The 14,240-nt window shown below is 31.2% G+C and carries 15 protein-coding genes; 6 read left to right on the forward strand and 9 right to left on the reverse strand.

Annotated elements, in window-relative coordinates; translation table 11 throughout:
• Window positions 1-604 precede the first annotated feature (604 nt).
• Window positions 605-2,554, forward strand: coding sequence for a methyl-accepting chemotaxis protein (locus N508_RS07250; protein ID WP_023275756.1), 1,950 nt, complete (start codon window positions 605-607; stop codon window positions 2,552-2,554).
• A gap of 348 nt (window positions 2,555-2,902) precedes the next feature.
• On the opposite strand, the gene N508_RS07255 is transcribed toward N508_RS07250, so the two are convergent.
• The 5 genes from N508_RS07255 to rpsF all read right to left on the reverse strand — a co-directional run bounded on the left by N508_RS07255 (window position 2,903) and on the right by rpsF (window position 6,061).
• Window positions 2,903-3,844, reverse strand: a complete 942-nt coding sequence (locus N508_RS07255; RefSeq protein ID WP_023275757.1) for a cation diffusion facilitator family transporter — start codon at window positions 3,842-3,844, stop codon at window positions 2,903-2,905.
• Window positions 3,828-4,865 (reverse strand): DUF2232 domain-containing protein, encoded by a 1,038-nt coding sequence (locus N508_RS07260; RefSeq protein ID WP_023275758.1) that lies wholly within the window; start codon window positions 4,863-4,865, stop codon window positions 3,828-3,830. Before N508_RS07260 ends, N508_RS07255 begins: the two co-directional genes overlap by 17 nt.
• 61 nt (window positions 4,866-4,926) lie before the next feature.
• Window positions 4,927-5,157, reverse strand: a complete 231-nt coding sequence (rpsR, locus tag N508_RS07265; protein WP_023275759.1) for a 30S ribosomal protein S18 — start codon at window positions 5,155-5,157, stop codon at window positions 4,927-4,929.
• Between the two features lie 29 nt (window positions 5,158-5,186).
• Window positions 5,187-5,600 carry a single-stranded DNA-binding protein gene (gene ssb / locus N508_RS07270; protein ID WP_023275760.1) on the reverse strand — a complete coding sequence of 138 codons (414 nt, stop codon included), beginning with the start codon at window positions 5,598-5,600 and terminating at the stop codon, window positions 5,187-5,189.
• A 20-nt stretch (window positions 5,601-5,620) separates the two neighbouring features.
• Window positions 5,621-6,061, reverse strand: a complete 441-nt coding sequence (rpsF, locus tag N508_RS07275; RefSeq protein WP_023275761.1) for a 30S ribosomal protein S6 — start codon at window positions 6,059-6,061, stop codon at window positions 5,621-5,623.
• A gap of 178 nt (window positions 6,062-6,239) precedes the next feature.
• On the opposite strand from rpsF, the gene N508_RS07280 reads away from it, so the two are divergent.
• The 5 genes from N508_RS07280 (at window position 6,240) to N508_RS07300 (ending at window position 10,447) form a co-directional block, all read left to right on the forward strand.
• Complete coding sequence (locus N508_RS07280; protein ID WP_023275762.1) at window positions 6,240-7,139, forward strand: RluA family pseudouridine synthase; 900 nt, start codon at window positions 6,240-6,242, stop codon at window positions 7,137-7,139.
• A gap of 1 nt (window position 7,140) precedes the next feature.
• Entirely contained in the window at window positions 7,141-7,878 is a 738-nt protein-coding gene (locus N508_RS07285) for a tetratricopeptide repeat protein (RefSeq protein WP_023275763.1), read from the forward strand.
• A gap of 14 nt (window positions 7,879-7,892) precedes the next feature.
• A complete protein-coding gene (locus N508_RS07290; RefSeq protein ID WP_023275764.1) occupies window positions 7,893-9,002 on the forward strand; it encodes an AI-2E family transporter in 1,110 nt (369 codons plus the stop codon).
• A 192-nt stretch (window positions 9,003-9,194) separates the two neighbouring features.
• Window positions 9,195-9,977, forward strand: coding sequence for an IclR family transcriptional regulator (locus tag N508_RS07295; protein ID WP_023275765.1), 783 nt, complete (start codon window positions 9,195-9,197; stop codon window positions 9,975-9,977).
• Entirely contained in the window at window positions 9,977-10,447 is a 471-nt protein-coding gene (locus tag N508_RS07300; protein WP_023275766.1) for a pyridoxamine 5'-phosphate oxidase family protein, read from the forward strand. The genes N508_RS07295 and N508_RS07300 overlap by 1 nt, the downstream gene beginning before the upstream one ends.
• On the opposite strand, the gene N508_RS07305 is transcribed toward N508_RS07300, so the two are convergent.
• The 4 genes from N508_RS07305 to N508_RS07320 all read right to left on the reverse strand — a co-directional run bounded on the left by N508_RS07305 (window position 10,442) and on the right by N508_RS07320 (window position 14,210).
• On the reverse strand, window positions 10,442-10,675 hold the full coding sequence (locus N508_RS07305) for a helix-turn-helix domain-containing protein (protein ID WP_023275767.1): 234 nt from the start codon (window positions 10,673-10,675) through the stop codon (window positions 10,442-10,444). The genes N508_RS07300 and N508_RS07305 overlap by 6 nt on opposite strands.
• A gap of 625 nt (window positions 10,676-11,300) precedes the next feature.
• On the reverse strand, window positions 11,301-11,804 hold the full coding sequence (locus tag N508_RS07310; protein WP_023275768.1) for a hypothetical protein: 504 nt from the start codon (window positions 11,802-11,804) through the stop codon (window positions 11,301-11,303).
• Window positions 11,797-12,930, reverse strand: a complete 1,134-nt coding sequence (gene metX, locus N508_RS07315) for a homoserine O-acetyltransferase MetX (protein ID WP_023275769.1) — start codon at window positions 12,928-12,930, stop codon at window positions 11,797-11,799. Before metX ends, N508_RS07310 begins: the two co-directional genes overlap by 8 nt.
• Window positions 12,930-14,210, reverse strand: coding sequence for an O-acetylhomoserine aminocarboxypropyltransferase/cysteine synthase family protein (locus N508_RS07320; RefSeq protein ID WP_143815585.1), 1,281 nt, complete (start codon window positions 14,208-14,210; stop codon window positions 12,930-12,932). Before N508_RS07320 ends, metX begins: the two co-directional genes overlap by 1 nt.
• Window positions 14,211-14,240: the final 30 nt, after the last annotated feature.

Here is a 14,240-nt window from a genome sequence, read left to right on the forward strand (position 1 = left end):
GCTAAACATATTACATTAATATATTACATCAGCTATACTTATAATAATATCTGGTTAAAGAAATATAATCATTATAAAGTCTTGAAGATAATGCCCCAAAATATTTAAGTTGTAATCACTGCATAAGTATCTACTATGAATGAAAATGAATAATCTATATGATAAGTTATAGTTAAAATTGCAAACTTTTTAGAACACTGTCTTTTTAAATAACACATGCAAAATATATATAGTATATATTACAGTATGATACTTTTAAAGATGAAATGGCAGCTGATTTATTGAGAAATAGTAATGCAGTCATAAATTATAAGCATAGAAAAATATTTTAATAAAAAACAGCTATTGAAAAATTAAATTATTTATGACATAATGCAATAATTAAGATATTTTTAATATTATTACAGAATATTATAAAACAAAAAAATAGAAAATCAGGTAAAGCACCAAGAGCAGATACAGTGCAGAATGTATATATAAAGGCTTGTTGAATGCTGTTAATCAGCATTACATTAGCACTTGTTAAATAATTTCAAAATATATTATGAATATGGCTGCTTATTATAAAGCTGGCATATTTATATTAAAATAAAGAGGTTGTTTTATGGATGTGAAAAAAAGAATAGTAATATCTCTATCATTAATTATTGCAATATGTGTTGTTTTATTATCATTAATCAATTATTTCTTAATGAAGAGAGATACTTTGTATTTGCTAGAACACTCTCAAAATGCAACAGTAAAAAATGGCATAATCATTCTTGAAAACTTTGCCAATGAAAAAATAGGGATAATAAAAGGTCTTTCCGAAATTATAAAAACAATGCCTGAAAACGATATTGATAAAATGACAGAATATTTGTATGCTGCAAAACAACAGGGTGATTTTGGGCTTGTATTTACAGGAAATACAAATGGCAGAATGATTCGCTCTAACGGCAAACATGCTACTCCTGATACAGGATATGATCCTAGAACAAAAGACTGGTATATTGATGCTGAAACAAATATGAAATCTGGAGCAACAGCACCTTATGTTACAGCAACAGGCGGGAAGAATGCCATAGCATTTTATAACCCTATATTAGAAAACGGCTTTAAAGGCTCTGTAGCAGGATTTGTTACTCTGGATTATATTCAAAATGCCATATTAAGTATAGAAGTTGAAAAAGGCGGAAGAGTATGGGTATTTGACGAAAAAGACAGAGTTGTAATCCATGATATAGAAAATCTTATTATGAAAGAAAATGCAAGTGCAAAATTTATTAATAACAAAATAAAAAGCAATAATAACAGCGAAAACTTAATTAAATATGTAAATACAAGAAATGAAAAATTTGTAGCTTCATGTGCAGTTTCTCCTACTTTAAGATGGACTTTATGTGTATCTTTGCCTGAAAATATATACTATGAACCTGTAAACAGACAGTTAAAAATTTCCATAATTTTAGGGATAACTTTTATTTTGATAGGCGTTATACTTATGTATCTTCTTGTTACAATTACTCTTAAACCTTTAACACATATAAAAAATGGACTGGAAAACTTTTTTCTTTTTCTTAATTTTGAAAAAAATCATGTAGATAAAATACAAGTAAAAAATAATAAAGATGAATTTGGTATTATGGCATATCTTATTAATCACGAAGTTGAGCTTATTGTAGAGAACAATAATAAAAACAATGAAATGGTTAAAGAAGCTATTACTATATTTAATGAAATTAAACAAGGTTTTCTTGATAAAACTATTCAAATACAGCCTTCCAACCCTCTTTTAAAGGAATTTGTAAGCCTTGTTAATGAAACGATATTATCTTTAAAAGGTAAAATAGGTGCAGATATTAATCATATTGATAATGTTATACAAACTTTTGCACAAGTTGATTTTACACCTAGATTTAATCCTGCACAGTCCAATTTAGAAGTAGCTTTAAATAAAGTTGCTGATGAAGTTTCAGAAATGTTACGGGATAATGTTAATGTAGCAAACACATTAGAAGAGAAAGCAGAATTATTAAAAGATAATATGAATAAATTAACAATTGGCTCTAATGCTCAATATAATTCACTATCTGCAAGTGTTTCTGCAATGGAAGAGATAGATGAAGCTATGGCAGAAATTAATGATAAAGCACAAAATATGATACAGCAGAGCGATGCGATAAAAAATGTAATAACTATTATCCATGATATAGCAGACCAAACTAATTTACTTGCATTAAATGCTTCTATTGAGGCAGCAAGAGCAGGAGAGCAGGGAAGAGGGTTTGCAGTTGTTGCAGATGAAGTGCGAAAGCTTGCAGAAAAAACATCTCAGTCATTATCTGAAATAGAAAAAAATACAAATTCACTTATTTTATCTGTAAATGAAATGTGCAGCAGTATTACAGAGCAGGTTTCTAGTATAGACTCAGTAAGTAGTACTTTCAGTGAATTAAATGAACTGACAAAAACAAATGCAGACATTGCTAATCAAACAGACGAAATAGCGAATACTGTTCATACTAATGCAAAAACTATTTTTGAAGTTGTTTCAAAAGGAAAATTTCAATAACAATAATCAATGGGTAAATTTTTTAAAAATTTTACCCATTGATTAAGTTTAGTGGGTAAGAAACAGCATATTTGGAATTAGCCAAAATTTTGTATATCAGTCATTTTAAGTCTGATTTTTAAAGGCGAAAAATCTAAATTATATATATTTAAAGCAGCATATAATATATTTAAAATATCCAGCATCTTAGTTGCTTCGCTTTTTAGGCTCAGCATGACAGAGGTGGGGTGGAAGCAGGCTAAGTATGAATTTATGGATTTTAAATTCTTTTGCAATATTCATTATGAGTAAAGCTATAATTTAAACTTAACTTGCCCTTTAATAGATTTTCACATCAAAAATTCTTAATTACTTTTGCAGTTTTTTAAGACCTTCCCTTATGCGTGATGAGTTGCATTTTCCATGGTCATTATCTGTATGACTGCATGGCTCTGGGTGGATTGTAATATCTGCACCTGAAATTTCTTTTGATATGGCATTTTCTATTACATCTGTGATTTGATGCACTTCATCAAGAGTTAGTTTTCTGCATAATGTTAAGTGCATATCTATAAAAATTTCATTGCCTGCACTTCTTGTGCGGAGTCTGTGAAAATCAAGATGATAGCTGCCAAAGCTGTCTAATACTTTTAACAGTTTATTATATGCTTCTTCTTCAATACGAGAATCAAGCAGCTGTTTTGAAACCTGAACACTTAATTTAATAGCTGAAAAAATAATATATATTGCAACCAAAGCTGCAACAATAGAGTCTATTACTGTCCAGCCTGTAAGTTTGATAATAAAGAGAGCTGCTAAAATGCCAATATTTGTGTATAAATCTATGGAATAGTGCATTGCATCAGCTTCTAAAACTGATGATTTTTCTTTTTTTGCCACATATCTTAAATAAATTGTTAAAAATATAGTTGCTGCAATAGATATACCCATTACAACAAAACCTGCACTTGATACTTCAGGGTGTTTATTGTGTATAAACTTATCCCATGCAGAAAGCAGAATAAAAAGTCCTGATACAAAAATTATTATTGACTGAATAAAAGTTGCCATAGCTTCATATTTGCCATGACCATACTGGTGCCCTGTATCTGCAGGCTCTTCCGCTTTTTTTATAGCAATAAAGTTAAAAAATGATGCAGCAATATCTAAAATAGAATCTACTGCAGAAGAAAGAATAGATAATGAACCAGTCAAAAAACCAACTGCTGCTTTTGACACTGCAAGACAAAATGCTACACTCATAGCTACTTTTGCAGCTTTCGTTTTATTTCCCTTAAAAGTTTCTGCCATTATCATTTTCCTTTTTATCTGTATTAGAGCTGTCTTTTTCAAGCCATTTTGGCTTAAACCAAATGCTGAATATTCCTATTAAAACTATAATAGAAGCTACAACAGTAAAATAAAGAAATATAAATAAAAAAAGTAATGACCTTATAAAAATTGAAACTTGAAATTTATCAAATGCTTTGTTTACTACCTGCAGACCTTGGAAAAAATATAATAATGCAAATAAAGCAATTACATTATATGATACATATTTTAATCCTTCATTTTGTGCAAGTATTAAAAAACCGCCTAAAATTAATATCCATACTAAATTATCAGGAAGTCTGAATTCTCTAATTATAAAAGCATTATCTTTGAAAACTGGCTTCATTCTGTCGCACATGTATGTTATCAAAACAAATACAGAAGAAATTGCGGCAGGTATCATATAAACAGTCTGTTTTGCAACTGTTTCTTTATTTAATATAAGATATGAAAGCATATCTGCATAATAATCTGATATCTGCATTGTTTCTTTCATTTTGATTAATGTGTCAATAATGCTTGTCTGTATAATATTTGCAACTGCTGCAACTGCACCGTTTCTTATATCTGCAAAAAATATTAGTAATGCACCAGTTAATAATGCAGGCACTGCTGCAGAAATCACTACTGGTATATATAAAGGTTTGTTACTTTTTCTATTTTTATAAAGAAAAAAGACAGGAATAAAAATTGCAGCAATATATAAAGGCATCCACCATATTTTAAGGTTTGCACTGTTTAATAAAAGCCCAGTTTTTTCTATCATGCTTCCAGCACTTGGAAGTATAAAAAATAATGCTGTAAAAAGTATATATATTATAAAAGATATAATATCTGATTTTCTGTTTCTTTCACTGGATTCAAGATATGCAAGGAAAGCTACGCCTGCAGCAATATATAAGAATATACCAAAAACTGCAAAATAAGTTTTTGATGATATTTGTATCATATAAAATGTTAAAAAACTTAAAACAGGGTAAAGCTGAATTGATTTATTCATTGACTGCCACAATATATATTAATTAAGCTGGCTTAATGCCAGCTCATATATTACAAAATAATTATTTATTAAGAGTAAACGGAACAAGTGCAATAATTCTTGCAGTTTTAACTGCAGCAGCTAAGTTCCTTTGGTGTTTTGCACAAGTGCCAGTTAACCTTCTAGGCATAATTTTACCTCTTTCTGTGATAAACTGGCGTAAAAGTTTTGCATCTTTATAATCAATATCTATTTTGTCTACACAAAAACGGCAGACTTTTTTCTTTTGAAATCTTTTTTTAATAACAGCCATAACTATCCTCCGTTGTATTTAAGCTAAATTTAAAAAGGGACATCTTCGTCACGAATCATACTATCATCAGCAGGCATTTTCAAATCATCTTTATCTACCATGCTTTCATCAAAATCCGTTCTGTCTTTGCGTCCTCCCATCATTTGGAAAGACTCAACTATGACTTCATGTTTACTGCGTTTTTGACCTTCCTGCTCCCACTGTCTGAAAGATAACCTGCCTTCAACTAAAAGTGGTGTGCCTTTTGTAACATACATACCAATAGTTTCTGCCTGTTTGCCATAAACTACAATATCTATAAACATCACTTCTTCTTTATCTTTATATCTGCGGTTAGTAGCAAGCCCTGTTGTTGCAACAACAGTTGCACTGCCGGGCAGGTTTCGCACATCTGGTGTTCTTGTAACATTACCTAATAAAACTACTTTATTGTAAGAAGCCATAATTTACTCCCTGATAGAAACTACTTTTCTTCGTTTTCAGTAACTTCAACAATATCTTCTGACGGTATACCATCAGTATCTTCTTCATTTTCATTTCTTGGTTTACCTGACTTTTCAGCAGCAGGTCGTTCTTTACGAACTGGCTCTTTGCGTGGGTTTTGTTTAAACCTTTTTTCATCAAGCATAACGATAACATAACGAATGATATTTTCATTAAACTGAAAGCGTTTTTCTAACTCATCATTAGTGTAGTTAGTATTTGCTGTAAATTGGATTAAAACATAATAGCCTTCATTATGTTTTTCAATAGGATAAGCAAGTGTCTGCCTGCCCCATACATCTACTTTCACAATTTCGCCACCGTGAGAAGTGATGTTTTCTTTGTAAAACTCAATGTGTTTTTCATGCTCTTCAGCTGATAATTCTGGCTTCAGAATAAAAATTGTCTCATATGTCCTCATCAGGACCTCCCTTTCGGTTTTTAGCCACAGGTATATATCATCCTGCAGCAAGAGTGAACTGTATTTTTATCAATTTATTATAATATAGTCAAGTAAAAATAGCAGTAAATGTGTAATTTTTTTAAATATTTTATGTTTTGCTTGTTTTATTTTCTTTTTTGCTTATAACTATATTATTATGGAAGAAAAAGACTATATCAATGATATAGATAATGAAAGAGCTGATGCAGCATGTGCAAGGCTTTCTGAAAAAAGCAGGTCCCTTATTATAAGTCTTTTTGAAAAAGGTCTTATTTTAGTTAATGATAAACCTGTTAAAAAATCAGCTAAACTTAAAGTCGGGGATAAAATACATATCACATTTCCTAATGAAGAACTGCCCAGCTTAACACCGCAAAATATACCCTTTGATATTATATTAAATAAGGAAAACTATGCAGTTATAAATAAACCTGCGGGCTTAACAGTGCATCCTGCTCCGGGAAATTATGATAATACTCTTGTAAATGCTCTGCTTTATACATTTGTTATAGAAGATGATGATAATGATTTCCGCCCCGGCATTGTTCACCGTCTTGATAAAGATACATCTGGGCTTATGATAATAGCTAAAAATGCAGAATATAGAATGAAGCTTTCAGAGCTTTTTTTAAATAGAAATATTACTAAAAAATACCTTGCATTATGTCATGGAACACCTGCATTTTTAGAAAAAAAGATAGAAGCCCCTATTGGCAGAGATAAATACAACAGGCAGAAAATGGCTGTAAGGGATGATGGCAAAACAGCTGTCAGCCATTTTAAAGTATTAGAAAAATATAAAAGAGCCTTTTTAGCAGAAGTTACTATTTTTACAGGCAGAACACATCAAATCAGAGTTCATGCTGCAAATATGGGTCATTCATTGATAGGTGACTGTTTATATGGCGGAAGAGAGTTTTACGGATTTAAACGGCAGGCACTTCATTCTGCATTTTTAGAATTTAAGGAGCCAGATACAAACGAGCTTATTTCTATATCTTTACAACTGCCAGAAGATATGGTATTCTTGCAGAGAAATTTAAAGCAGGAGAGTTAATATGGATAAACTTCATGCAGGTATTGATGAATACTTATCAGGTGATTTACATAAAGCTGTTACTCTATTAACTGAGCATATAGATGAGAATGGTTATGATATTGCTGCTGCATATTACCATATTGGGCTTTGTTACAGTGATTTAAACCAGATGACACCTGCATGCCAGAACTTTGCAAAAGCAGCAGAAATTGCACCTGATAAATCAATGTATCTTTATAAACTCGGGCTTTCATATTTCCGCCTTATGGCTCTTGACAAGGCTGCTGCTGCCCTTAAAAAAACAATAGATTTAAACCCAGAGCATCAGCGTTCAAGATTTTTATTAGGTCAGGTATATTTTCAGCAGGGGCTTATGAATGAAGCAGAAGCAACTTTTTCTGATGTGCTTGCAAAAAGTCCTGATTTTGCGGATGCTTTTTATCACAGAGCTTTAGCAAGATACCAGCTCTCAAAAGATAATGAAGCATTAAATGATTTACATAAGTCAATAGAAATAAATCCAGATTATAATGAAGCACTGCTTGAAGCTGCTAAAATTAATTTTGAAAATTCTAATTTTGAGCAGGCGGCTCTAGACTGCAAAAAAATATATGAAAAAGGATACAGAAATTTCTCTTTTATAAAATATTATTTAACAATACTTTTAAAAGCCTGTAAAAAAGATGAGTTTGAAAACTTAAAGGCAGAAGCATCTATACTTTTCCCTAACAATATGGATATTGAAAATATACAATAGTAATGGAGCAGTAGATGAAATTTAATGAAATTGATTTTAATCTAAGAAACATAATTATATTTACATCAGCAATAGTAATGCTTTTGCTGCTTTATGCTACAAGAGATATAATTTTATTATTTATTGTATCAGTTTTAATTTCCTATCTTTTAAATCCACTTGTAGAAATATTTGTCCGTATGCATATACCAAGGTTTTTAAGTGTGCTTTTGCTTGTAATTATACTGCTGCTTATGATTATAGTGCTTGTTGCTGTAATGGTGCCTGCTATGATAAAAGATATTACATATATGATTACCCATACACCACAGTATATTAATAACATTTTTATATGGCTTGAAGATACTTTGGCTAAATATAATATCCAGTCATCATTTGATTTAGAAACAAGTAAAAACTATGTTACTGAAAGGTTTGGGGTTATATCAAAATATATTTTAAACACTCTTTCAACTGCTGCAGTTTCTGTTAAAAATATTGCAGGTGTTTTAGTGAATATATTTGTTATGCCAGTTCTTGTTTTCTTTTTGCTTACAGATTTTCCTGATTTTAAAACTTATACAAATAAACTTGTTGAGAGATTTAATATGCAAAAAATAGTTGAACATTTATCACAATTTGAAGCCTTAATAGGTAAATATTTTAGAGGAATGTTCCTTGTAGGGCTTATACTTTCATGTCTTTATGGATTAGTCCTTTTGATTGTAGGAGTAAAAGGCTGGCTTTTCTTTGGCATGCTTACAGGCTTTGGAGCTATGATACCTTATGTTGGTTTTACAATAGGTTTAGTAAGCTCAGTTATTGCAGCAATATATACATTCCATGATTTTATGCACCCACTTTATACTGTTATAGGTTTCATTATAGTGCAGGTGCTTGAAAGTATGGTTATCACTCCAAAAATAGTGGGTGACAGTTTAGGAATAAGCCCTGTCGTAGTTATCGTAGGATTAATGGTAGGTGGTGCGTTAGCTGGATTTTTAGGTATGATTATTGCTCTGCCTATTGCTGCATTTATTAAAATTTTAATAGATACTTATATTTTTAAAAAGCCTATGCCGCAGGTGCAGAATAAATCTGCAAAAAAAGAAGAAAAGAATATTAAATTAGAAGAAAATAAATAATAACAGCTGGTTTTTATAACCAGCTTTATCGCCATAATATATTAATAATACATAATTTTTATTATGTTAAATCAAATCAATACAGGTTTAAGTGCAGCATTCTGTTTCATTTTATAATTATTTTCTTGCATAAACTATAATATTGTTCTATAATCATATTGTATCATATATCTATATCTGATGGAGTTGTGTATGTATAAGCCTAATGTAAATTCTATCCAATCAGTCCAGCATGCCCTGCAGCTGTTTGAAGTATTTAGAACAAACTATGATAAAGATGAGTTTGGTGTTACAGAGCTTTCTAAAACTTTAGGGCTGCATAAAAATAATGTATTCCGTTTGCTTGCCACATTATCATCCTGCGGATATATTGAGCAAAATCCTGCCACAGAAAATTACAGGCTTGGTATAGGTATATTTAATCTGGGGCAGAAATTTATTAATAAATTAGGGTTTCTGCGGCTTGCTCGTCCATTTATGGAGAAAATAGTTTCAGAAATTGGCGAATCCTGCTATATTGGCATACTTCGTGAAGGCAATGTTATTTATCTTGATTTAGTGGAAGCTGACCACCCTGTCCGCATTGTATCCCGTGTTGGTAAAGATGTCCCTGCATACTGCACTTCCATTGGTAAAGTCCAGCTTGCTTTTTCTGGAGAAGATGAGCTTAATAAAATATATCTTGGTGCAAGACTTAAAAGATATACAGACTATACTATTACATCGCTTCCTGAATTAAAAAAACATTTAAAAGAAGTTAATGCAAATGAATATGCAATAGATAATCAGGAATTTGAAAAAAATGTGTGCTGTATTGCTGTGCCTATAAAGGATTATCTTGGCATACCTGTTGCGGCTATAAGTGTTGCAGGTCCATGTTACAGAATGAGCCATGACAGGCTTATTAATGATATACTTCCTATTGAAAAAAAATATGCAAAAGAAATATCTAAACGGTTAGGGTATCAAAATTAATGAGCAAAAAAGAAAGAATAGTTACTGATTACAATATTAAAACAGCAACTTTAAAATCTATGGATATTATCCGACTTGGACTTGTGGATAATGGCATATCTTATATTGTTCCAGTAAATTTTGCTTATTATAATAATGCAATTTACTTTCATACTGGGTTAAAGGGCAGAAAAATACCGCTTTTAAAAAAGTCTGAAAAAATATCTTTTCAAGCTGACAGGTTTGACAGCCTGAAAACACATGATACCGCCTGCGGTCATTCGTCATATTTTGCATCAATACATGGGGAAGGAATACCTGTATTTTTAGAAAGTAAAGAAGATAAATATTTTGGTCTTGATTTACTTATGGAAAAATATACAGGTAAAAAATGGAATGATTTTTCTGAAAAAATACTTAATGTTACTAATGTTATCCGCATAGATATTACTAAACTTGAAGCAGTCATACATAAACCAAAAGATTTATAACTGCTTTCTGCCTTCTTCAATAAATGTGACAAATTCTGTTAAAGTTATACCAAGACCATGAGATAATTTTTCAAGAACGGATAGTGATGGCGATGATGGATTTTTACTTTCCAGCTTTTGCAGATATTTATAATCAATATCTGACATTTCCGCCAGTTTTTCCTGCGTAAAACCTTTATTTTTTCTTAACTCCCTAAGCCTTTTTGCAAAAATATTATTTATATCCATTGACAAATATTAATTAAAATAGTATTATTCAAACACCGTGTATATACGGTTATATATTTTTAGATTACAGGTGCTTATAATGCGATGGTATATTTTTATACTCACTGTTTTATTTATCTTTATAGGCTATGTAGTTTCAGTCTTAATTGAAGATATGTAAATAAATAATACATTTTCTATTCAATATAATATCTCAAATTTAATCATCAAATATGAAGTGTTATAAATTTTAAACAATGGCAAACTAGATGGGTTTGTAAAAATATACTACGAAAGCGGCGCTTTAAATATAGAAGTGAATTATAAAAATGGTAAAGCTGTAAGTGCTAAATGTGCTAATGGCAGAACATTGAATAATGAAGAACTTTCTAACTGGAAGAATGGTTTTAAAGCAATATGTGATTAGTTAATAAACAGTAGAAGTTTTGATATTATTTTTTTATTGACAAATCAGTTCATACCCTTATATTACAAATAGGGAGAATAGATGAGAGCTATTGATATTGCTAATTTTTTTATTGATTATAACAGTCATTGTGTAGATGAAACTATTACTCAATTTTAGGCTTTTAACAGGATGGCAGAAAATAAATTTTGCCAGTATGTAATTTCAGCTGATAAATTATTATTTTTTAATCAGTATAAAAACAGCTGCATTTGCTTCAAATGAAACAAGTCTGCCATTTTCTTCTTTAAATGATAAAAGATTTTTTACACTATCAGGAAAATCATTTAGAAGCTTAACTATTTCATATTTCACTGTGTCATCTTTTGCCTGCTGTATTATATTATCAATATAAACAGTTTCTTTAAAATTGAGAAAACAGCTAAGTCTTGCATCATCCTTAATAAAATCAAGGATTTCATTAACAGTATAAAATCGTCTGTGGTTATCATATATCTGTGCTGCTGCAGCATTAATATAAGCATCTTCATCATATACTATAGTTTCAGTAATAACAACTATACTATCCTGCTTAATATCCTTAAAGAAATCATTTAAATATTCTTTTGGATTATCTTGAAATGATAGTTTATGTCTTAAAAAATATATATTATTTTTATTAATATTGTAGTCATTAATATACTTATCTACAATCTGCTTGTCTTTATTAAATAAGCTAAACATACTTTTTTCTCCTTGCCTTTTCTAAAAATGAAAAAGTAACAGCAGATAAATCATCAAACTCCAGTAGAAAAGCATCATGACCGTAGTCAGAATCTATTGTTACTCGCTCAACTTTATTATCATATTTTTTCATAATATCATACATTTCATCCATTTGGTAGGCTGGAAATAAAAAATCTGTGGTAAAATCAATTAAAAGAGTATTAGCTTTCAGCCTTTTTAAAGCATCTTCATAAGAGCCGTATCCATAGGATAAATCAAAAATATCCATAGCTTTTAAAATATATAAGTAGCTGTTTGCATCAAATCTTTCAGTAAATTTATATCCATTATATTTTAAATAGTTTTCTACTTCATAGCTGCTGGAAAAATCAAATATAGAGTCCTGATACCCAAGCCGTCTGCCAAATTTAGCATTAAATGAAGCATCAGAAAGATAAGTAATATGGCCTGCCATTCTGGCTATTGCAAGCCCATCTTTTGGGGTTGTTTTGCCATAATAATTACCTTCATTCCAGTTTGGGTCTTTTGTGATTGCATATCTTGCAACAGTATTAAAAGCCATTGCCATAGGTGTTATTCTTCCTGCTGCAGAAATTATAACAGCATTTTCCACCATTTCAGGAAAAGTTATAGCCCATTCAAGCGACTGCATTCCGCCCATTGAGCCGCCTATAACACAGAAAAGTTTTTCAATATTCAGATAATTCAGCAGTTTTTTTTGTGCTTTTACCATATCTCTAATAGTAACGACTGGGAATTTTAGGGCATATCTGCTGCCAGTATATGGGTCAATACTTGATGGACCTGTAGAGCCGTAGCAGCTGCCTAATATATTTGAGCATATAACAAAATACTTATCAGTATCAATTGTTTTACCTGCTCCAATCATTGCATCCCACCAGCCTGCAGAATTTTCGTTAGCAGATGAAAGCCCTGCAGCATGTGCAGAGCCTGTTAATGCATGGCATACAAGTATTACATTATCTTTATTATCATTTAGTGTGCCGTAAGTCTCATAGGCAATAGTAACAGGGGATAAAATTCTTCCACTTTCTAAAAAAAATTCATCTTTAAATGTTACAGACTCTGTTTTTACTATTCCGATTGAGTTTTCTTTTTCCATTAATTTCCCAGAGCCTTATCAAAATCAGCTGTTATATCGTCTATATTTTCAATACCAACAGATACTCTTATTAAATCTGCAGTAACACCAGAAGAAGCAAGTTCCTGTTCAGACAGCTGTCTGTGTGTAGTGCTTGCAGGGTGAGTAACAATAGTTTTAATATCTCCAAGGTTTGAAACATGCAGTGCAAGAGAAACTTTTTCTATAAACTGTTTGCTTTTTTCAAACCCGCCTTTTACACCAAAAGTTAAAAGTGAGCCGCCACCAAGAGTTAAAAATTTATCAGCATTTTTATGGTTTTTATTATCTTTTAAGCCGTTATAGTCAACCCATGCAACATTTTTATGATTTTGTAAAAATTTAGCAAGTTTTTTTGCATTTTCTACATGTCTTTCCATTCTAAGATGAAGTGTGCCTATACCCTGCTGAATAAGAAATGAGTTAAATGGGCTTATAGTGCCGCCTATATCTCTCATAGCACTTACTCTCATTTTTGCAGCAAAAGCAGCACTGCCAAAATGTTCTGTAAATATAAGTCCGTGATAGCTTTTATCAGGCGTTGTAAGCTCAGGAAATTTTCCGCTTGCTGCCCAGTCAAATTTACCGCTGTCTATAACAAGCCCGCCAAGCACAGCACCATGACCTGCTAAAAATTTAGTAGCCGAATGTATAACAATATCTGCTCCATAATTTACAGGTTTCACTAAATATGGAGTAGCACATGTGTTATCAACTACAAGCGGCACTTTATGCTTTGAAGCAAGTGCTGCAAACTTTTTAAAATTAGGCACAAACCCTTGCGGATTTGCTATTGATTCTATATATATTGCTTTTGTATTATCATCTATCAGCTTTTCAAAATCATCAATATTATGCGGGTCAGCAAATCTTATTTCTATGCCAAACCTTGTAAACTGGTTTGCAAAAAGAGTATGTGTGCCGCCATAAAGCAGATTAGAAGCAACTATATTATCTCCGCATTTTGCCAAAGAAGCAATAGTCATAAATTCAGCAAACTGACCAGTAGCACATGCAACAGCAGCTACACCGCCTTCTAATGCAGCAGCAGTTTCTTCTAAGTGATTAGTAGTAGGGTTATTAAGCCTTGAATAAATATAGCCTGCAACTGATAAATCAAAAAGGTTTGCAGCATGAGCAGAATCTTTAAACTGATATGCATTTGATAAGTATATGGCAGGGTTAGTAGCCCCTGTTTCATCTTTTTTATATGTGCCGTGAACTGCAATAGTTTCAATGGACAGCTTTTTTTTCATAAATATACCTCATAAGAATTATACTGCTTACCGTAA

It is taken from the genome of Mucispirillum schaedleri ASF457 (assembly GCF_000487995.2).
GTDB classification, from domain to species: Bacteria; Chrysiogenota; Deferribacteres; order Deferribacterales; family Mucispirillaceae; genus Mucispirillum; species Mucispirillum schaedleri.

What these genes read in the sequence shown, in the direction of transcription:
- N508_RS07280 (WP_023275762.1), top strand. Translation starts at nt 6,240, where the DNA reads ATGGAAGAAAAAGACTATATCAATGATATAGATAATGAAAGAGCTGAT.
- ssb (WP_023275760.1), bottom strand. Translation starts at nt 5,600, where the DNA reads ATGGCTTCTTACAATAAAGTAGTTTTATTAGGTAATGTTACAAGAACA.
- N508_RS07295 (WP_023275765.1), top strand. Translation starts at nt 9,195, where the DNA reads ATGTATAAGCCTAATGTAAATTCTATCCAATCAGTCCAGCATGCCCTG.
- N508_RS07290 (WP_023275764.1), top strand. Translation starts at nt 7,893, where the DNA reads ATGAAATTTAATGAAATTGATTTTAATCTAAGAAACATAATTATATTT.
- N508_RS07305 (WP_023275767.1), bottom strand. Translation starts at nt 10,675, where the DNA reads ATGGATATAAATAATATTTTTGCAAAAAGGCTTAGGGAGTTAAGAAAA.
- metX (WP_023275769.1), bottom strand. Translation starts at nt 12,930, where the DNA reads ATGGAAAAAGAAAACTCAATCGGAATAGTAAAAACAGAGTCTGTAACA.
- N508_RS07260 (WP_023275758.1), bottom strand. Translation starts at nt 4,865, where the DNA reads ATGAATAAATCAATTCAGCTTTACCCTGTTTTAAGTTTTTTAACATTT.
- N508_RS07250 (WP_023275756.1), top strand. Translation starts at nt 605, where the DNA reads ATGGATGTGAAAAAAAGAATAGTAATATCTCTATCATTAATTATTGCA.
- N508_RS07255 (WP_023275757.1), bottom strand. Translation starts at nt 3,844, where the DNA reads ATGGCAGAAACTTTTAAGGGAAATAAAACGAAAGCTGCAAAAGTAGCT.
- N508_RS07285 (WP_023275763.1), top strand. Translation starts at nt 7,141, where the DNA reads ATGGATAAACTTCATGCAGGTATTGATGAATACTTATCAGGTGATTTA.
- rpsR (WP_023275759.1), bottom strand. Translation starts at nt 5,157, where the DNA reads ATGGCTGTTATTAAAAAAAGATTTCAAAAGAAAAAAGTCTGCCGTTTT.
- rpsF (WP_023275761.1), bottom strand. Translation starts at nt 6,061, where the DNA reads ATGAGGACATATGAGACAATTTTTATTCTGAAGCCAGAATTATCAGCT.
- N508_RS07300 (WP_023275766.1), top strand. Translation starts at nt 9,977, where the DNA reads ATGAGCAAAAAAGAAAGAATAGTTACTGATTACAATATTAAAACAGCA.
- N508_RS07310 (WP_023275768.1), bottom strand. Translation starts at nt 11,804, where the DNA reads ATGTTTAGCTTATTTAATAAAGACAAGCAGATTGTAGATAAGTATATT.